At 56.8% G+C, this 19,176-nt stretch carries 14 protein-coding genes and 1 pseudogene; 11 read left to right on the top strand and 4 right to left on the bottom strand.

Features of this window, described 5'->3' with window-relative positions; all coding sequences use genetic code 11:
• The first annotated feature begins 228 nt into the window (after positions 1 to 228).
• The 8 genes from AB3347_RS24075 to AB3347_RS24040 all read left to right on the top strand — a co-directional run bounded on the left by AB3347_RS24075 (position 229) and on the right by AB3347_RS24040 (position 8,888).
• Positions 229 to 2,337, top strand: coding sequence for a TonB-dependent receptor (locus AB3347_RS24075; RefSeq protein ID WP_369094248.1), 2,109 nt, complete (start codon positions 229 to 231; stop codon positions 2,335 to 2,337).
• A 219-nt stretch (positions 2,338 to 2,556) separates the two neighbouring features.
• On the top strand, positions 2,557 to 3,165 hold the full coding sequence (locus AB3347_RS24070) for a TetR/AcrR family transcriptional regulator (RefSeq protein WP_369094247.1): 609 nt from the start codon (positions 2,557 to 2,559) through the stop codon (positions 3,163 to 3,165).
• Positions 3,162 to 4,313, top strand: a complete 1,152-nt coding sequence (locus tag AB3347_RS24065) for an efflux RND transporter periplasmic adaptor subunit (RefSeq protein WP_369094246.1) — start codon at positions 3,162 to 3,164, stop codon at positions 4,311 to 4,313. The genes AB3347_RS24070 and AB3347_RS24065 overlap by 4 nt, the downstream gene beginning before the upstream one ends.
• The gene (locus tag AB3347_RS24060; protein WP_369094245.1) at positions 4,310 to 5,515 is read left to right on the top strand and encodes an ABC transporter permease; all 1,206 of its coding nucleotides are present in this window, start codon (positions 4,310 to 4,312) and stop codon (positions 5,513 to 5,515) included. Before AB3347_RS24065 ends, AB3347_RS24060 begins: the two co-directional genes overlap by 4 nt.
• A 1-nt stretch (position 5,516) precedes the next feature.
• Positions 5,517 to 6,227, top strand: a complete 711-nt coding sequence (locus AB3347_RS24055) for an ABC transporter ATP-binding protein (protein WP_369094244.1) — start codon at positions 5,517 to 5,519, stop codon at positions 6,225 to 6,227.
• 29 nt (positions 6,228 to 6,256) lie between these two features.
• Positions 6,257 to 6,715, top strand: a complete 459-nt coding sequence (locus tag AB3347_RS24050; RefSeq protein WP_369094243.1) for a cytochrome c — start codon at positions 6,257 to 6,259, stop codon at positions 6,713 to 6,715.
• Complete coding sequence (locus AB3347_RS24045) at positions 6,702 to 8,189, top strand: efflux transporter outer membrane subunit (protein WP_369094242.1); 1,488 nt, start codon at positions 6,702 to 6,704, stop codon at positions 8,187 to 8,189. The genes AB3347_RS24050 and AB3347_RS24045 overlap by 14 nt, the downstream gene beginning before the upstream one ends.
• A gap of 132 nt (positions 8,190 to 8,321) precedes the next feature.
• Entirely contained in the window at positions 8,322 to 8,888 is a 567-nt protein-coding gene (locus AB3347_RS24040) for a recombinase family protein (protein ID WP_369094241.1), read from the top strand.
• Positions 8,889 to 9,319: 431 nt separating this feature from the next.
• Here AB3347_RS24040 and AB3347_RS24035 read toward each other — a convergent pair whose 3' ends face one another.
• The 4 genes from AB3347_RS24035 to AB3347_RS24020 all read right to left on the bottom strand — a co-directional run bounded on the left by AB3347_RS24035 (position 9,320) and on the right by AB3347_RS24020 (position 16,213).
• Complete coding sequence (locus tag AB3347_RS24035; protein ID WP_369094240.1) at positions 9,320 to 10,918, bottom strand: diguanylate cyclase; 1,599 nt, start codon at positions 10,916 to 10,918, stop codon at positions 9,320 to 9,322.
• Positions 10,919 to 11,298: 380 nt separating this feature from the next.
• A complete protein-coding gene (locus tag AB3347_RS24030) occupies positions 11,299 to 12,324 on the bottom strand; it encodes a chemotaxis protein CheB (RefSeq protein WP_369094239.1) in 1,026 nt (341 codons plus the stop codon).
• A 323-nt stretch (positions 12,325 to 12,647) separates the two neighbouring features.
• Entirely contained in the window at positions 12,648 to 15,182 is a 2,535-nt protein-coding gene (locus tag AB3347_RS24025) for a S8 family peptidase (RefSeq protein WP_369094238.1), read from the bottom strand.
• A gap of 53 nt (positions 15,183 to 15,235) precedes the next feature.
• Positions 15,236 to 16,213, bottom strand: coding sequence for an AAA family ATPase (locus tag AB3347_RS24020; RefSeq protein ID WP_369094237.1), 978 nt, complete (start codon positions 16,211 to 16,213; stop codon positions 15,236 to 15,238).
• Positions 16,214 to 16,880: 667 nt separating this feature from the next.
• Here AB3347_RS24020 and AB3347_RS24015 point away from each other — a divergent pair.
• From AB3347_RS24015 to AB3347_RS24005, 3 genes and pseudogenes are all read left to right on the top strand, one after another.
• Complete coding sequence (locus AB3347_RS24015) at positions 16,881 to 17,177, top strand: hypothetical protein (protein ID WP_369094236.1); 297 nt, start codon at positions 16,881 to 16,883, stop codon at positions 17,175 to 17,177.
• 1,146 nt (positions 17,178 to 18,323) lie between these two features.
• Complete coding sequence (locus AB3347_RS24010; protein ID WP_369094235.1) at positions 18,324 to 18,560, top strand: helix-turn-helix domain-containing protein; 237 nt, start codon at positions 18,324 to 18,326, stop codon at positions 18,558 to 18,560.
• 31 nt (positions 18,561 to 18,591) lie between these two features.
• A pseudogene (locus tag AB3347_RS24005) lies at positions 18,592 to 19,097 on the top strand (transposase); the annotation flags it as partial.
• Positions 19,098 to 19,176: the final 79 nt, after the last annotated feature.

Genomic DNA, 19,176 nt, shown 5'->3' with positions numbered 1-19,176 from the left:
CCCGCATAGCGGGCCGTCTGAGCGTTGGTCGTTCCCCCGGCCACAGAACGGGGCGTTCGGGCAGGCACGCGCGCGCTTTTTCATCTCGCTCGCCCAGGCTGCCGGTCGGCGCAGGAGCACTGGTCCATTTCCATTAGTTGATCTACATCATTGAATCATGCATGTTCGGTGCACGACAATTGATTAAGAACTAACAAACAATAGCATTCGATGTCCTCAAAGGTAATTATGAAACGCTCCCGCATCTCCCTCGCTATCCTCCTGGCATTTGGCAGTGCAGCCCCCGTGCTCGCCGAGCAAAATACGCCCGCAGCCCCGATTCCCACCGTCGTCATCTCCGCGAAATTGCTGGAGAGCTACCCCTACCGCATGGAAGCGAGCAGCGACAGCGCGGGCCTGCTGTCGTCGACGCCCGGATTTGCCGTCGCCGCAAGCGGCGGCGTGTCGGGACTGCCGATGGTCAACGGCCTCGGCGATGACCGGCTCAAGATTCGTATCGGCGCGATGGAAGTAACCTCCGCCTGCGCCAACCACATGAACCCGCCGATGTCCTACATTGACCCGAAGCAAGTTCAGTCGATCGAACTGACCGCAGGGATCACACCGGTCAGCAATGGCGGCGACAACATCGGCGGCACCATCAATATATCGACGGCGGCCCCGATATTTGCCAAGCCGGGCACCGGCTTGCGCACCGATGGCAGCGTTTCGCTCACCACCCGCAGCGTCAACCACACGGTATCGTGGGGGGCGAGCGGATCGGTCGCAAGCGAGAATTTCAGCGTTTCCTTCGATGCGGCAAAAGCGAAAGCGGACAGCTACCGTGATGGCAACGGCAAGACCGTGTTGGCCAGCATGTACAGCAGCACCAACTTCGGCGCCACGCTGGGGTACCGCTTGAAAGAGCATCGGGTGACCCTACGCGCCGGAACCCAGCGTATTCCCTACCAGGCCTTTCCGAATCAGTACATGGACATGACCGACAACTCGGCCGAACATGCAACACTGGCCTACCTTGGGCAGCTCGGTTGGGGCGAGCTCGACCTGTCGGCCTACTGGCAGCGAACCGACCACGAGATGGGATTCTTCACGCCGGAGCGCACGGGCAAGATGCCGATGATTACCGAAGGCGAGAACGTTGGTTACACGGCGCGCGCCACGATTGCTCTGGACGACGACGCGCTGGTGCGAATCGGGCATGAATACCATGGTTTCGAGCTGCAGGATTATTGGCCTGCCGTCGCCGGCTCGATGATGATGGGGCCACAGACCTACGTCAATATCAAGGACGGCCACCGCACCAGGCTGGCGTTCTACGGCGAGATTGTCAACCATCATGGCGCCGAATGGATTACCCAGTTGGGCGCGCGCCATGAGCACGTGCGTTCCGATGTGGGACTGGTGCAGGCTTATTCGACCGGAATGATGAATTCCGCCGATGCTGCGGCGGCCGCCGCTTTCAACGCGCGCGCAAGGCAGAAAAGCGATTCGAACCTCGACCTGACGGCGACCGCTCGCTATCAGCCTGACGCCGGTTTCGACGCTGAATTTGGATTTGGACGCAAGACCCGTTCGCCCAACTTGTACGAACGATTCGCTTGGGGCCGTGGTGTCATGGCGATGAGGATGACGAACTGGTTTGGCGATGGCAATGGGTATGTTGGCAACGTGGATTTGAAGCCGGAAATTGCGGACAGTCTCAGTGCGACCTTCCACTGGCACGGCATCGAACGCGACAACTGGTTCGTCAAGATCGCTCCTTACTACAACCGCGTGCATGACTACATCGACGTTGACGTGCTGGGCAGCTTTAATCCATACATGGCAATGAAAGCTAAAGGTGCGCTGCTGCAATTCGCCAACCACGATGCGCGTTTGTACGGCGTCAACCTGTCGTGGAAAGCGCCGCTTGCCAAACGGACGGCGGTGGGCGATCTGAACTTTATCGGCAACACCTCGCTTACTCGTGGCAAGCGCGCCGACGGTGGATACCTTTACCGGATGATGCCGCCGAATATGACGCTCGCCATCGAACAGCGCAGCGCGCAATGGAACAGTCAGGTAGAGCTCAAAGTCGTGGCACGCAAGGATCGGGTCGATACTCAGCGGCTTGAGCCCGTGACCGCAGGCTATGCACTCCTGAACGCACGCGCCGCATATCAGGTGAAGAATGGTCTGCTGTTCACTGCCGGGGTGAGCAACCTGCTGGACAGGCAGTACAGCGATCCGCTTGGCGGCGTCTACCTGAGCGGTCTCGCAGCGAACAAAGCCGGCACGCTAGAGACCTTGCCCGCGCCAGGACGTTCGCTCGACGTTGGCGTTTCCCTTCGCTTCTAGCCAGGGCGACATGGATAACGGAGTCGACCAGCGGCGTCAGGGCTGGCGCCACTGACTGAGCGACGCATGTTGTCAAGAAAGTCGAGGACGGGCGCATCTAAACACGGATAGTTTAGGTGCGCCGAGGCAATGATGTGGATGAGTGCGTCCGGCTTTCCCTTGCATGATGTGCTCCTTGTGCTAAGATAGTAATCAATTACTAGCTTATAAGGAGTGCTCGTGGACACCCGTCCAAAGAATCTGCCGGCCGATGCACGCCGTGCCGTAACTGTCGAGTCCGTCGTGGCGCTTGCCGGTTCACAAAACCCTAGCGAAATAACCACTGCGGCTATCGCTAAACACATGAACTTGACCCAGGGTGCGCTGTTTCGGCACTTCCCGAACAAGGAAGCCATTTGGCAGGCGGTCATGGAGTGGGTAGCAGAGCGCCTATTAGCCAGAATCGATCGATCCGCACAAGGAATCGAGTCGCCCTTGGCAGCCATGGAGGCGATGTTCATGAGTCATATCGAATTCGTTGCTGAGCACCCAGGCGTGCCAAGAATGATGTTTGGTGAGCTTCAGCGTGCCGAATCGACACCGGCCAAGCGCATGGTGCAAACCTTGATTCGGCGATACGGCGAACGTTTGCATCTTCTCATCGAGAAAGGCAAGGCCAGCGGCGAGCTGTCTCCCTCGCTTGACAACGAGGCGGCGGCAACGCTGTTCATTGGCACGATCCAGGGCTTGGTCATGCAGTCGCTGTTGGCCGGTGATGTGGGACGTATGCACCAGGATGCGCCGCGCATCTTTGCAATTTATCGGCGTGGCATAAGGAGTGCACAATGAAAAAGTTACCCTTGCAAGGCCGCACTTTGGCGCTGCTTGCAGTCATCATTCCTTTGCTGGTGCTTTTTATTTATGTCGGCCTACGATCAGGGCCGCTTGCCCCGGTCGCTGTGACGGTGGCAAGCGTGGAATCACGGGCTATCACACCGGCGCTGTTCGGCATCGGCACGGTGGAGGCGCGCTACACCTACAAGATCGGGCCGACGTTTGCCGGGCGCGTCAAACGCCTGGAGGTGCATGTAGGCGACCAGGTCAAGGCCGGACAGGTGCTCGGCGAGATGGAGCCGGTCGACCTCGATGATCGGGTGCGCTCACAGGAGTCGGCATTCAAGCGTGCGCAAGCGGCTTTGCGCGAGGCAGAAGCCCGGCAAGCCTACGCGCAAACGCAGGCGCGCCGCTACGAACAATTGTTTGCGGTGCGCTCGACCAGCGAGGAAATCGTCACCACCAAGCGGCAGGAACTGCAGATCGCCGATGCCGCCTTATCTGCCGCTCGCGAAGACATTGTCCGGGCACGCTCCGACCGCGAAGGACTCGTCGCGCAGCGGAGCAATCTGCGGCTGATTGCGCCGGTCGATGGTGTAGTCACCGAGCGCGATGCCGATCCCGGCACGACCATAGTCGCGGGCCAGGCCGCAGTGGAGGTAATCGACTCCAAGAGTTTGTGGATCAATGTACGCTTCGATCAGAGCAGCGCATCGGGACTTGCTGCAGGTCTGCCCGCGCGCATCGCGCTGCGTTCACGCAGCGGACAAGTATTGAATGGCCGCGTGCTGCGGATGGAACCCAAGGCCGATGCGGTGACCGAGGAGACGCGGGCCAAGGTGATCTTTGATAACCACCCTGTCCCCTTGCCGCCAGTGGGTGAACTGGCCGAAGTCACGCTCGACATGCCGGCGCTCTCCGTCGCTCTGGTGATACCAAACGCCGCCGTACAGCGTGAAGGCGACAAAATCGGCGTATGGCAAATTGTGAATGGCGATCTGCACTTCACGCCTGTCAGGCTCGGCGCTTCCGACCTTGATGGCCGTGTGCAGGTACGTGACGGACTCAAGAACGGCGACCAGTTCGTGGTTTATAGCGAAAAGGCGCTCACTTTGCGCAGCCGAGTCAAGGTGGTCGCGCACATCCCCGGAGTATCACGATGATCAGCCTGGCTGGCCGTGACATTCTCCATTCCTGGGGAAAATTTGTATTCACGGGCATCGGTCTGGGACTGCTGATCGGCGTCACCCTGGTCATGGCCGGGGTGTATCGGGGCATGGTGGATGATGGCAAGGCGCTGCTCGACAACAGTGGCGCAGACCTTTGGGTTGTGCAAAAGGACACGCTTGGCCCTTATGCGGAGCCGTCCAGCCTTAACGATGACGTGTATCGCACCCTCCGTGCCATACCCGGAGTTGCCCAGGCAGCGAACGTGACCTACCTGACTATGCAGGTAAGTAAGGGAGAGAGCGATGTACGTACATTGGTGGTCGGCATCGCGCCCGGCAAGTTGGGGGCTACGCCCGGATGGCCTCCGTATCTCGTCGCAGGACGCCAGATCACGCGAGGACACTATGAGGCGGTAGCCGATATCGCCGGCGGCTTCGAGTTGGGGGATCGTCTTGTCATTCGCCGCAATCAGTACACCGTCGTGGGGCTGACACGGCGCATGGTGTCATCCAGTGGCGACCCGATGGTATTCATTCCGCTCAAGGATGCTCAGGGAGCTCAGTTCCTCAAGGATAACGACGCCATTTTACAAAGCCGGCGTCGCTCCGCAGCCAACCCGGCCTTCGATCGACCCGCCGTTCCAGATTTGCTCGATGCCGTCATTGCTTCACAGAGTACCAATGCGTTCGTCAATGCAGTATTGGTTACGCTGAAACCAGGTCACGCGCCAGACGAAGTGGCTCAATCCATCCGCCGCTGGAATCGTTTGACGGTCCATACGCGAGCACAGATGGAAGCCATCCTCGTCGGCAAGCTGATCGCCACCTCGTCCAAGCAAATCGGCATGTTCCTGGTGATTTTGGCCATCGTTAGCGCGGCTATCGTTGCCTTCATCATCTATTCCCTGACGATGGACAAAATCCGCGAGATCGCTGTGTTGAAGCTCATCGGCACACGCAACCGAACCATCGCCGCGATGATCATGCAGCAGGCGATCGCTCTGGGCGTGATCGGTTTTGTGGTGGGTAAAATCACAGCCACTTTCTCAGCGCCCTTGTTTCCCAAGTACGTGCTGCTGATCCCGTTCGACTCGATCGTCGGCTTCTTCGCCGTGCTTGTGATCTGCGTCCTAGCCAGCATCGTCGCCATTCGAATGGCACTCAAGGTCGATCCGGCCGAAGCGATTGGAGGGTGAGATGAGTGGAAAAGGCATTCGAATCGAGGGTTTGAGAAAACGTTATGGCGAGGGAGACACCGCAGTCGATGCTTTGAAGGGTGTGGATATGCATGTGGCACCTGGCGAGGTGGTGGGCCTGATTGGCCCTTCGGGCTCGGGCAAGAGCACGCTGCTCAAATGCTTGGGCGCGGTGATTGATCCGAGCGCCGGTCGCATGACACTTGGTGACGAGATCATTTACGACAATGGTTGGAAAGTACGCGACCTACGCGCTCTGAGACGGGACAAGATTGGTTTCGTATTCCAGGCACCGTACCTTATTCCGTTTCTCGATGTCACCGACAACGTGGCGCTGCTGCCGATGCTCGCAGGCGTCGCAAATGGGGAGTCGCGCGCGAAGGCATTGGAACTGCTCACGGCGCTTGATGTGCAACACCGGGCGCGCGCCATGCCCTCGCAACTCTCCGGTGGCGAACAGCAACGAGTCGCCATTGCGCGAGGCTTGGTCAATCGCCCTCCGGTGATCCTGGCCGATGAGCCCACAGCTCCCCTCGACAGTGAGCGTGCCATGGCCGTGATCCGCATTCTCAACGACATGGCCCGAAAGTTCGAGACCGCCATCATCGTCGTCACCCATGACGAAAAGATCATCCCCACTTTCAAGCGCATCTACCACATCCGCGACGGCGTGACCCATGAGGAAGCCGGCGAAGGGCGCCAGTTCGAATGACACAACCGCTTCAATCACAGGAGAGTTTCATGACCAACAGCAAATCAGCTATCACCCTCACCGTTGCAGCTTGCCTGTTCTCAGGGGCTTTCTCGGGGCCTGCCCAGGCTGGCGACGCCACCGGGGCGCAGCCGCTGGCGCTGCGCAAGATCATGCAGGAACTCGGGACCAACATGCAGGCCACCACCGGTGCGATTTCGCGGGAGGATTGGGCCCAGGTAGTTCAGCTCGCCCCAAGGATTGCGGCACACCCGGCGCCACCGCTGACCGAAAAAATGCGCATCTTTGCTTATCTCGGCGCTGACGCGGGCAGGTTCAAAAGCTTCGATGCGCAGACCCACGAGGCGGCGCTTGCCATGAAACAGGCTGCTGCGCGCAGCGACGGCAAGGCGGTGATCCAGTCCTTCGCGCGCGTGCAGGAAAGCTGCATGGGCTGCCACCAAGCTTTCCGTAAGCCTTTCGTGGAGCATTTTTATGGAGCACGTTAAAATATGCCAGCGCCTCATCAGCCTCGAAGGACGGCTTGCGGCAACTTTCTTGGTAGCTGGTCTGATCACCGTCAGTCTGGCCGGCTGCGCCGCCGGCCCTGATTTTCAGCGTCCCACCGTACCCGACGTGGCTCGCTACACAGCAACACCGGTGGCTGATAGAACTGCGGTCGCTCCCACCCAGTTCGGCGAAACACAACGTCTAGTCGAAGCGCTTCCGATCGGAACGCAATGGTGGCAAAGCTTGGGTTCATCCGCACTCGACGGACTGATCAACGAAGCTTTCCATGTCAGCCCGACGCTGGCGAGCATCAGCGCCAATTTGCGACAGGCCCAGGAGCTTCTTGCCGCACAGGCGGGCTCGACGCAATATCCACAGGTCGATGTCGCACTGGGTTCTCAGCGCCAGCAAATGAGTCCAAGTAGCCAAGGGTTGAGCGGAGACGCACGTCAATTCAGCCTCTACAACGCCAGCGTTGGCGTGCATTACAAGCTCGATCTGGCTGGCGGCAATCGACGCGCACTCGAAGCCCTGGCTGCTCGCGCCGACTACCGTCGCTTCGAACTGAATGCGGCGCGCCTGACTCTTGCCGGCAACATGGCAACCGCTGCCATTACCCGAGCACGCCTCGCCGCGCAACTCGAAGCCACTACTGCCATTTTGCGCGGGCAGGATGAGCAACTGCGCCTAGCCCATGAACGCGTGCGTATCGGTCAGGCCTCACCTGATGAAGCGTTAAGCCTACAAGCTCAGGCGGAGCAAACACGGGCAGAACTGCCTGCGCTGCGTAAGCAACTACAACAAACCGAACATCTACTGGCGGTGCTAGCCGGTCGCGCCCCTGGCAAGGGTGGCATCCCGGCCTTCACTCTGGCCGATTTCACTCTGCCCGCCGAGATACCGCTCATCGTGCCCTCAGAACTGGTGCGCCGCCGACCGGATATCCAGGCGTCAGAGGCGCTGTTGCACGTGGCCAATGCAGACTATGGTGTGGCAGTCGCCAAGCTCTACCCACAAATCAACCTGAGCGCCAACCTTGGCTCTCAAGCGCTGACCACCGGTGCCCTGTTCGGTGGTGGCTCGGCAGTGTGGGGCCTGGTTGCGCAGCTCACCCAGCCTCTTTTTAATCGAGGACTACCCGCTGAGAAAAGAGCGGCGCTCGCCGCTTTTGATGCCGCCGCAGCCAATTACCAGAGCGTCGTATTGGAGTCTTTGCGTAACGTCGCCGACACCCTGCGCGCGGTGGAAAGCGATGCACAAACTTTGACTGCCCTCGCTGCCGCTGATACGGCTGCACAGGCCTCCTTGCAGTCGGTCGAGCGGCAATACCGGCTGGGCGCGGCCAGCTACCTGCAACTGCTCATCGCGCAGCAACAGGAACAGTCAATCCGGGTCAAGATAGTTGCGGCCCAGGCTCAACGCCTAGTCGATAGTGTTGCTTTGTATCAGGCCATGGGAGGTGGTGTCAGTTAAGGCTATACCCTAACCTGATGTCAGACACCCCCAACGCAAGCCGTCAGGATAGGGTATGTACCGCAATTACTTGACATATGCCTTGAACGGTCATAGAGTCTTTCCTGACACATCTTGTTAAGGAGGCACGTTTTGCGAGGTCAGCGCATCGGTTATGTCCGGGTCAGCAGTTTCGACCAGAATCCAGAGCGTCAGCTCGATCAAGTCCAGGTGGACAAGCTGTTCACCGACAAAGCATCGGGCAAAGACACACAGCGGCCGCAGCTCGACGCGTTGCTGTCCTTCGCCCGCGAAGGCGACACGGTAGTCGTGCACAGCATGGACCGTCTAGCGCGCAACTTGGACGATCTGCGCCGGCTGGTACAGACGTTGACCAAGCGCGGGATACGAATCGAATTCGTCAAAGAGTGCCTGAGCTTCACCGGCGAAGACTCGCCAATGGCCAACCTGCTGCTGTCGGTCATGGGGGCGTTCGCGGAGTTCGAGCGGGCCTTGATCGGCGAACGGCAGCGCGAAGGGATCGCATTGGCCAAGCAGCGAGGTGCCTACCGAGGTCGCAAGAAAGCGCTCTTGGACAACCAGGTTGTCGAGCTGCGCCGCCGCGCTGGTGCCGGCGAGCAGAAATCAACGCTTGCGCGTGAATTTGGCATCAGTCGGGAGACCCTGTATCAATACTTGAAGGTGCCGCCAACCCCTTAACCCGGTTTTCCGTTCCACTGCACCTCAAACCCCTCTTAACCCTGCTTCCCTGCGCTTTTATCCACTCTTTGTTGAGAGTCTGATGTACCGTGCTCAACCCTGCGGCTGCGCGCTTCCGCCAGCAGTTTCTTTGTATGAATACGATGGCGCCGAATAGCCTCTTCAAGCTCAGCTGACGTCATGTACTTAGGTGGCTTTTCATCAGAGATCATTTTTGAATGATACCTCATTGACAAGTTTGCCCGTACTGCCTCGAACTAGCGGCTAATGAACGTTTGCCATGGGCCGGATCAGGCCCCTTGTGACAGTCTGCAATTTTCGGCCTTGGCGACCTGCTATGCTGAGCCACGGGCCGAGATCGGCCAAAAGCAGTCGTTCATCACGCGTCGGTGTACAAGTCTGATTTTAGTAATGTTAGTAATAAGGACGGTTTAAGCTCTAGACTCTAAGGCAAAACCGCTCGGATAAGGCACAACGGCCTCACCGCTGCACACTTGATTTCGACCTGAGTTTTTAGCCTTGTATAGTAGAGTATCGACGTGCGATACAAGGGCTATCGCTGCGTCCTCACCTGGTCCTGTTGGCACTGCGGCATACGCGCCTGCACTGATCGTAACAACACCGAGGGGGTTGCCACTATGTTCAATGCTCAAAGCCTGCACGCTTGCGCGAATACGTTCGGCAACTTGGCGCGCGCCTTCAATATCCGTTTCTGGCAGTAGTGCGACAAACTCCTCCCCACCAAAACGAGCTGCCAAGTCGGCCGGCCTGGCTAACGCGCTTTGAAGCGTGGCAGCCACCTTTCGCAAGCAGGCGTCGCCGGCCACGTGACCATAGGTGTCGTTATAGCGCTTGAAGAAGTCTACATCCAGCATTACCAATGCAAGGGGCAGGTTGCGCCTTGCAGCGCGCGCCGCCTCCTGTGCAAGTGCCTGATCGAATCGACGTCGATTAGCAATCTGCGTTAGTCCATCACAATCTGCTAACAGTGAGAGCTGACGGTTCTGATGCTGCAGTTTGCCCCTGGCTTCTAGCAATTCACTCTCTAGTCGATCACGGATCACGATCTGGCGTATGAGGCGGCTGCCAATAACGATCAGCAACAGAATGGCTGAAAGGACGACCGCACTCTGGAACAGAGTAGTTTCCCACCATTCCGCAAGGATGTCCTCTTTGGAGCGTGCAGTGGCGATTATCAGGGGATAGGTCGAAAAATGCCGGTAGCTGTACAGGCGCTCAATGTTGTCTATCCGAGCCCGCAACAGGGCTGTGCCAACAGCACCAGACGCGCGGTACATTCGGAACACTGGCCCTTCACTGACGTCGGCACCGACGTGTTCTTCCTGATAAGGTAGTCGGTGAATTAATGTTCCATCGTCGAGCATCAGCAGGATCGTACCTGCACCTCCGACATCGAAGCCCTTGTAGAGTGCAGTGAAGTAATCGATGCGGATCGTAGCCAACACAATACCAGCAAAGTCACCGTTTGGATAATTGAGACGACGAGAAACCGGCAGTACCCAAACGCCAGTAGTGCGACTGCGCACTGGCTTGTCAATGTGTGTAGCGCGACTGGGATGGTTCAGGTGGTACTGAAAATACCCGCGGTCGTTGTATCTGTGCAATATTGGCTGGTCAACAGAAGATATGATCGAGCGCCCATCAGCGTCCATCACGAAGAACCCGTACATACCTTCGATCTGGGACATCACGCTCTTAACGTGTGTTCGCAGCCGCCTTGCATCTTGCTCACCTAGTCCATCGGCTTCTACGGACTCGACCAAGCTTGCTAGTACGATATCAACAGCCTGCAGCGCACTCTCGCCTTGTACTGCCAGGGCCTGTGACATGTTTGCCATCGCAACACCAGTGTCAGCAAGACGCTGCGAGCGTGCGTGCCAGATGCTGGCTATATGGATGACCAGCAGCGATATGCAGAATGCTGACATAAATATTATGGCAAATCGAACTGCAGAACGTTTCTTAGCGGTCAGACGGGAAATTTTTGGCGAATTGCTGGAATCAGGCATGGCGTGTTAGGAAGCACAACGATCATTGACCCAAGTCACGTAGTCGAGCTTGTCACTGCAAAAACCACCGATTCTCTCACATGAAGTTTCAGATATCTCAACTTTGTTGTAATTTACACCTGTCTCATTGCTCAGTGAAATTTTTAACTAATTGTGTTGATCGCCGTATACGCGTTAGGTCGGGCTGCAGTTCTGGTTAAGGCCCCAACAAGGCTTGAGGAACGACGCCAAAAAACGAAACACCTGCTGCTAAGATCGTATTCGGAGCGCGCCCGCACAGGGACACGCTGAACACCATGCGCTTTCTGCATGCAGCAACGACCGCTTTGGGTCGGATGCGGTCCTTCGAGACAGTCTGCGATTTTCGGGCTTGGCGATGCTCAGACATCATCCCGGCTAACAAGTGTGCGTGCAGATATTACGTCTCGTAGTACCTGCGAGTGCGCTCTTGCTTGAGTTGCCATCGCTTGGTACTCGGCGGCCTCCAGTTGGCGGCTTGCTTGAAGTTCCTTCTCGGCCAGTTTGCTGCAAAGACGTTCTTGCTCATGGAGCGCTCGAATAGCGCTCCAGATAGCATCTTCAACAGCTCCGCTTTGTAGTGCCTTGAGCACGTTGGAGGTGAACGCATGCCCAGTATGGCAGCGGTAGCGTATAGGCCCCTTGGCTTGGATTTCCCACAAAGAGCCGCTACAATCGGGGCACGTAAGCGATGACAGCTTGCCAATTCGCTCAAGATCATCCATATCGCTGTCCTTTGCGCTGATACGGTTCTCGATATCGATCCAGCTCGGCCTGCTCGGCATTGCGCTCTGCTTATCCTTGGTTCTTTCTTGCCCGTCTGTTCGTGTTAGTTCGAGAAGTGCTGGGCCAATCTCATCTATGCCGAGCACCCGGTCGACATCTACATATTTAACTGCGCTGGCGGGCATATCCGACGCTTCGGATTCGAGAGGATTCTGAACGAGGGCACTGCCGCCGCACGCCTTAACAGCCTGCAGACCTACGGTCCCGTCATCCAGATACCCGCTCAAGATGACTCCGATAGCGTCTGGGCCAAAGACAGAGGCAGCTGTACGAAATAGCGGATCAACCGCAGGTCGACTGTGGTTTTCCTTAGGGCCATGTACCAGGCGCGCAAAAGCTCGACCGTCATTCCTAGCCACCATAAGATGTACATCTGGTGGTGCTAACAGAACACGCCCTGGGATGATCGGCTCACCGTCGGTTGCATGACGCACAGGCAACTTTGAATGACGTCCCAAGATTTCAGGAAGCATGCTTCTATGTGACCCGATGTGCGTGACGATCAATATTGCCGCTGGAAGGTCATGTGGCAATATAGGCAAGATGAGCTTGAGGGCATTGTTCGCGCCAGAAGATCCTCCGATAACAACAATCTTAGACATTAGTCCTCCGGTACTAGTACCAGGCAGGCTACCGGAGAGTCGAGGAACGAGGCGCAAGCCAGATTTCTTGACTGCTTCGCACCAAGAAGTCTGGCTATGTCTGCTTTGGGTCGAACCCGGTCGTTCGCCTCCAGCCTTAGCGTGCTTTATTTTCCGTTTTCTGAGGCGACCCCAGTACGATCTCGGCCAGTCCGGACTTGAATCAGGGCTAGCGTATGGTTCACCTTTCAGAACTAACTTCCCAACCAGCAAAGTCATGCTTTCTGTTACAGGTAGCCATGGTTCTAGTTTTAGAAGTTTAGTACTTCCATCCTGACAAGGGTTTAAGAAGCGATATCAATTGTCGCAGCCAGCGCCGGTACCGTGATCGCCGCTTTCGCCGCGATCGGTGCGTATAGGTCGACGGACGTCGTGACGCTTTCGGAGACTTCTAGCGAAACGATAAGCGAGTAGCGAGCGGTTGTCTTGAATTGACCAGCCTCCTTCCAGTCCTTCCACCAGCCACCTACGGGGATAACTGCGATTTGTGATTTCGTGGCTAGTTGCGCGGCGGTACCAACCCAGACATCTGAGTGGACTGAACCCTTCCCACGGAGTTGCGCGCCCATAGTCCAGTTATCACTGTCGGGGTCACCGTGCGAATCGGTGTCATCCTCTTCCCGTTCGAGCTTGTTGACTCGTTTGAGGAACATCTCTTCGGATTCGGTCGAGCCGCGCACGGCAAAGCGCAAGGCGAACGATTGATAGCGGAATTTGCTTTGCCAGCCCCGCCGCGCGGGATTAGGTTCCACGAAATACGACAACGTGACACGCATTGTGACTTCACCGTCGAGTGCCAACAGCTCATCCCTTGGCCAAGGCAGGTCATGCAGTTGCATCTGTCCGAGCTTGACCGCGGAACCATCGAGGCGATAAGGAAAGAACTCCCTCTCGACAACCATGGTCGCGCGACGCTGTGTCGATGATTGCGAATTGTCGGCGCTAACTAACCCGTAGCCGAAAGTGCGTAGAAGATTAATCTTGTCCCGCTTGCGCACATTGACTGGTAGCAGTCCCCTCATGGCGGGCGTATAACGCGCTCCGTGGACGACAAGTGCCCGGATCGTTTCGGGCCAATATGCCGGATAGACGGCGCTGAGGTGAGCACACAGGCGAGCCACCTCCGCTGCCGCCGCGCTCGTATCCCCCGATTCCGTCAGTGGCTCATTGACCGGATCGGGCGACGTTGTAAGCAGGCGCAGGGATTCAGGCCCGACCGACACGTGCAACCCGTGTTCCAGACAGCCATTTCCTCCTTCGGCAACAACGTCCGGCTTGTAGGGCCAGGCTTGGCTCCACGCAGTGGATGTCCTTGATGAGGGACTCAATGCCCCAGCCTGCGCAATCGCCACATAGTTGGGGTAGGTCGACATATCTACATGGGTCAAGTCTGTCATGGCGCCGACGGTAAGCGCGTTCCATGATTGCGCAGGATTCTCGACGGTGCGCACCGCGTTCACATGCGGATACTTACTCCATTCGTGCCATGGCACATTCCCGGCAGACAGCACGAATAACCGCTGCTTCCGAACCTCGGGCTCATCGTCGGCTTCCTGGCTAGCTATCTCAGGGGCTGTCCTGCCAAACGCGAGCTGGTCGATCGTTGCCGACCATTCGGATGGGGCGCCAACGATATCGCCCGACGAAGTGGTCATCATGGCGAAGGTTCGCCTTCTGCCTGGCGCCTGGATCTCGACCCGGTTGGTTGCGATTCGCGTCACCGCTCCGTACAGGTGGACGGGATTTTCGCCGTCTGGCGGGAGGATTTTCACCGACTCGAGACCGTGGGGAATCGCAACCGGTTGGCTGGAGGCAAGCGGTTCCGTCAGGTTACCATAGAGGGCAAGACCTGCCATGCCGGTGCCATGGCCGTGGTGATCGGATACGCCCCAGGCAGGTTCGACGGCGTGACAATCGGCCGGAAGCAGTGCCGGATGCAAAAGGGGATGGCCATTATTCACCCCTGTGTCCAAGAGTGTCACGAACGGTCCGTCTTCTTTTCTCGTATGCGTGGTGCGTCCCGCCAAATCCCTAATCCAGCCGGCTTGCTCTTCCGGACTCAAGTCGGCCAAGAAGAACTCCGAGGTCGGCAGCACGGCGCGTATCTCGGCCACCAGATCCAAAAGCTGCAGGGCGTTTTCGAACATCGCCCGGTTGCCTTTCGCCGCCACGACGACCCGACCCGGAAAGGTGACGAAGCCCGGATCGACTTCAATCTCCAGGCGCCCCGCCAGCTCCGTGAATCTGTCCCTGACGGCGCTGGACGGCAGCGTCGACTTTCTCAGCCATACCTGGCACCAGGTTGGATCGTCGCCAGGCATGGGGGAAGTGTCAGTCCAGAGCTGGGTAAACGCCGCGCGGCGGATGTCGTGGATGGCGTTGACCAGGTTTGCGTTGGCTGGCTTGTCCGTGTCGCGATAGTTCTTCGATTGGTAGTCTTGAATGCGGCTGGCAAGCGCGGTCAGTTTTCCGTCCGGGATAAAGAGTGTTACCGTATCCGCAGCGCTGCCCTCGATGACTGAGAGCAGTTCGACACCGTCTTTTTTCCATTCGAACGTTTTGTAATCGATCGAATTCTTCGGAACAATGTCCACGGCAATCGTAAGACCACTTTGCGGCGGGAGATTGAGCTCCTTGCGCCGGACATTTAGTTGCTGTTCATGGACCTCGAGCGCGGCGACCTTGGCAAGCAGGCGGCGCCCGTGCACTTCGCGGTCACGCTGGGGCGCGGTTTGTCGTTGAACAGAAAGCGGAGACCTGAAATCTTGTGATTCGACAAATCCGTTGATTACGATATGCGGAAGATTCTGTGCTGCCATACAAGGCCTTTCGAATTATCTCTTCGATAATTCTACATGTTTCCTTGTAGATATTACAATGGTTTGCTGGCAGCTCTTTCCTGTAGATGTAGAACGACGTTATCAAATCTTATTTGCTCTTCGCCAGCGATGACAGCGTCCTTTACGGCGTCCTGACATGCGCGAACGATGTCCGCATGCGATTCACCCTGGCCGTGCTGGGCCAGTTCGCTGTAGTCGAATTTGTCGGACGCGTACAAGGCGAGCTTATTTCGTAACAACGCCTCGATCTGACGTTCGTCAGGCGCATCGTAGCGGATGATGTCATCGAAGCGCCGAAACAGCGCGACATCCAGATCCTTTGCATGGTTGGTGGCGGCAACAATTAGGCTGTCAGACCCATCTTGTTCGATCAACTGAAGAAACATGTTGAGCGTCCGGCGCATCTCAGCGACGTCGTGCTGGCTTCCTCGCTGCAGACCAAGCGAATCAAACTCATCGAAAAAATACACACCCCTGGTGGATTTGAGGGCTTCAAATACTAATCGGAGCTTGGCGGCGCTCTCGCCCATGAACTTTGTAATCAGGCTGTCGAACCGCGCAGTAAACAATGGAAGTCGCAGTTCTCCAGCCAATACCGCCGCCGTCATTGTCTTACCGGTGCCGGGTGGGCCGACCAAGAGAAGTTTACGTCGAGGGCTCAGGCCATGCGCCTTCAGTTGCGTGCCATGCCTCTGTTCTTTTAAGACTCGTTGCAGTTTTCCAGAGACACTCTCCGACAAGACCATTTGGTTGAAGTGCTCATGGGGATATTGAACCGTCAGCAACTCCGAAAGTTCGCCTTTCGGTTGAGCCAACGGTATTGGCTTGCCCCCCACCGACGTCGCCTCGACCTTGGCGCGGTCAATTAGGTCACGCAACTCAGCCGCTAGTTTAACATGTCCCCGCAGAGCTTCGTCCGCAGCCATTTGCATCGCAACAGCATAAAAATGGTCGTTATCGTTGCTTGCGTGCGCCTTCAAAAGCGCTTTCATCTGGTCAGCACGGGCCATGGTGAAACTCCGGTAATTCTGGTGTGTATACGACGCGAACACCAAAGTGTGGCGTTGAGGAGCGAACCAACGTTTCTCAGTGGCAGAAAGACGTCCAACCTCCGTTGAGGTTACCAAAATGGCATGATTCAATCAAGCAATTAAAGTCTAACTGCTTCAATTTCTGCGACGTCCCAAACGGGGCAGACTCTCGTAAAAAAACCTGTGATTCTATCATGTCATGGTTCCGGCGTGCATGTCGCCATGGATCGTCAGCTTCGGGGGCGCGCATGTGTTTTGACCTGTCGCGAGATGAAAGAAAAGTGTGACTGTTCAGAAAGGATAGAAGCACGGCGACTTCAACCTTAGGAACACCATAGTTCCTCCCGGCCCGCAGCGCCGACACGTTCTGAATGGTCGATCTTCTTTGATAGGCGGGCATGACAAAGCTGGCCGCCTATTGAAGCACACCGTCATTACCTATAGGCCGGGGTCGCAAACATTGCCGACGTAAGCTGCTGCCTTCCTTGCTTGCTCTCAAGCTTGCGAGCCCCTGAAAATCCGCGCGTGAAACACCGATACGGCTTGTGCAATCTACTCAACATAATGCAGGCTATGTTGAGTACGAGACTTTGACAGGTTTTTATAGACCGGTTAAAGTACCATCATATTTTTCGATCAGAAACCAATGGGCCGTCCCGCATTCCACCTCCCTGATGACCAGGCCCGCCGCATCGCGCAGCGCGTCGCCGACATCGAGATCGCCATTCCGCTCGACACCGGCAACCATCGCCCCTTCGTCGGCGCGTTCATCCGGGCCGTGTACGACGCCACTGCCAAGTTCTACAGCCCGGCGATCTATCAGCGGCTGCTGCGTGCTTACGCGCCAGAGCGGCGCCCCTCGACCGCGACCATCGCCACTGAACGTGCACGGATCATGGATGACACGGCGCAGCCTTCCGGCGAACTAAAAGTGTACATTTAAACGAACTAAATTTGAGACTCGCCGGAAGTTGCGAACTAATTTTGAGACATTCATAGGGCTTAGGCCTCTTCGGCTCCACGAAGATCTTCGTAACGATTCTGTGAGGGCTGCAGCCTTCTTTCTTGAGGGCTTGTATGCGTTTGGGAATGCCTTCTTCCAGGACTCGGCAATGTACGCGGTTTTGGATCGAGCCACAATGCAGCCAAACTCCTCGTGCCGTCCAGGAATCTTTTACGCCGAGTGGACCCCGGCCAATCATGGGGGCGTGGCATGACATACTATTTTGTCGCCAACGGAGCGCTAGCATTATGCTGTTGGGTGCCGGGCGGCGCATCCTCGCTGGCAACAGCGGCGTTCTGAGGCCTGTACGGTGGCAACTACTTGCCTACATCGTAGGTTTTAAACGGAATAGAAACCTTCTCGGTGCGACGACAGCGTATTCGTTCGGCTACAGGAAACTGCAATAGTTCCTGGGCTAGCCGTCGTTCGCACTCCGCCGGCGCGGACCGACTTCCTTATAGGACTACGGGAGGAATGATGCACAAGAGTCCAGCGGTAACTAGCGGGCCTTGGAGGTCGAGCTTTGGGTAGATAATTCCTAATAGTCGTACGGACATTGCATTTGATTTGGAATACGAGAACCGGAGCCAGAGCCAGGCAAAGTGCTCATCTGACCTTTGTGTTGTCGAATTAGCCAGTGGGTGGCAGGTGCGCTCGATCCCTGTTGGTCGACTTCCGACGTGGGTAGCTATTGCTATGTACAGGTTGGTTTAAGGAGTGATACCGGAATGCCGGATTAAAATAAACTCGACATTACAGGAAATAATGTCGATTTAAAGAAAGAAGCGCGAAGTAGCGTGATGAGGCGTCAACTTCTCAGTGCTCGTACCTAAAACTCCCTACTCGGCGTACCTAAATATGGTAACTCGGCGTCAAAACACGCTTTCTGATGCTGCGTGTATAGGTTTAGGTAAACCTTACGAGGCCATTCGCAAAGTTAGCATATTTAGGTTCAGTCGAGTCCTTCGCGCGGCCTGAGCATCGGCGACAAATAAAGTTCGATAGCAACTAAAAGAGTTTGATAGTAACTAATAGAATCGGCAGCCTCTAAAACCAAGTGCAACACCTTTGCTGTAAGGTGCTGCCATGCCGAAAATCTATACTCATCTGACGACACAGGAACGAGCTGTCTTGATGACCATGCGCGACGACCAGTGCAGTGTTCGAGCCATTGCTAAACGCCTTGGTCGTGCCCCCAGTTCGATCAGCCGCGAACTGCGCCGTGCGCCCGGTGACGGGGTGTACGATGCCAATCTTGCTCACCTGCAGAGCGGTGCCCGTCGCATGGTAATCCCCCCACAAAAAGAGCGCGATCAGAAGTAGAATTTTCTACTTAAGACATTGAAAGCTCTACATGAAGACGTCCCGTTTTACCGACAGCCAGATCATCGCCATTCTCAAGCAAGCCGAAGCCGGTAGCCCTGTGCCGGAGCTGTGCCGCGAGCACGGCATCAGCAACGCCACGTTCTACAAGTGGCGGTCCAAGTTCGGCGGCATGGATGCATCGTTGATGGCACGCATGAAGGAGCTGGAGGAGGAAAACCGGCGCCTCAAGAAGATGTATGTCGAGGAGCGCCTCAAGGCCGAGATCGTCGCGGAGGCGCTCACAAAAAAATGGTAGCGCCATCTCAGCGGCGGGAGATGGCGCAATGGGCCGTGACGGAGCGGTCAGCCACTATTACCCTGGCGTGCCAGGCATTTGGCATCAGCCAGACCTGCTTCCGGTACAAGGCCAAGCTGGACGCGGAAAACGTTCTCATTGCTGACTGGCTGGTGCGACTGACGAACAACCAGCGCAACTGGGGCTTTGGGCTGTGCTTCCTGTACCTGCGCAACGTGAAGGGCTTCAAATGGAACCACATACTATGATCTGACCCGCTTATATTCTGGAGGCAGCCATGGATATGCACGTTGGTTTGGATGTATCACAGCGGACGAC

Origin of the sequence: Massilia sp. X63 (assembly GCF_041023745.1) — a bacterium.
In the GTDB taxonomy this organism is placed as follows: Bacteria; Pseudomonadota; Gammaproteobacteria; order Burkholderiales; family Burkholderiaceae_D; genus Telluria.
The sequence above is the reverse complement of the archived record's forward strand: the minus strand, read 5'-3'. Positions and strand labels throughout refer to the sequence as shown.

Excerpts from the sequence above, each read along its gene's own strand:
- AB3347_RS24075 (WP_369094248.1), top strand. The coding sequence starts at position 229 with ATGAAACGCTCCCGCATCTCCCTCGCTATCCTCCTGGCATTTGGCAGT.
- AB3347_RS24065 (WP_369094246.1), top strand. The coding sequence starts at position 3,162 with ATGAAAAAGTTACCCTTGCAAGGCCGCACTTTGGCGCTGCTTGCAGTC.
- AB3347_RS24060 (WP_369094245.1), top strand. The coding sequence starts at position 4,310 with ATGATCAGCCTGGCTGGCCGTGACATTCTCCATTCCTGGGGAAAATTT.
- AB3347_RS24055 (WP_369094244.1), top strand. The coding sequence starts at position 5,517 with ATGAGTGGAAAAGGCATTCGAATCGAGGGTTTGAGAAAACGTTATGGC.
- AB3347_RS24050 (WP_369094243.1), top strand. The coding sequence starts at position 6,257 with ATGACCAACAGCAAATCAGCTATCACCCTCACCGTTGCAGCTTGCCTG.
- AB3347_RS24045 (WP_369094242.1), top strand. The coding sequence starts at position 6,702 with ATGGAGCACGTTAAAATATGCCAGCGCCTCATCAGCCTCGAAGGACGG.
- AB3347_RS24035 (WP_369094240.1), bottom strand. The coding sequence starts at position 10,918 with ATGCCTGATTCCAGCAATTCGCCAAAAATTTCCCGTCTGACCGCTAAG.
- AB3347_RS24030 (WP_369094239.1), bottom strand. The coding sequence starts at position 12,324 with ATGTCTAAGATTGTTGTTATCGGAGGATCTTCTGGCGCGAACAATGCC.
- AB3347_RS24025 (WP_369094238.1), bottom strand. The coding sequence starts at position 15,182 with ATGGCAGCACAGAATCTTCCGCATATCGTAATCAACGGATTTGTCGAA.
- AB3347_RS24020 (WP_369094237.1), bottom strand. The coding sequence starts at position 16,213 with ATGGCCCGTGCTGACCAGATGAAAGCGCTTTTGAAGGCGCACGCAAGC.
- AB3347_RS24015 (WP_369094236.1), top strand. The coding sequence starts at position 16,881 with ATGGGCCGTCCCGCATTCCACCTCCCTGATGACCAGGCCCGCCGCATC.
- AB3347_RS24010 (WP_369094235.1), top strand. The coding sequence starts at position 18,324 with ATGCCGAAAATCTATACTCATCTGACGACACAGGAACGAGCTGTCTTG.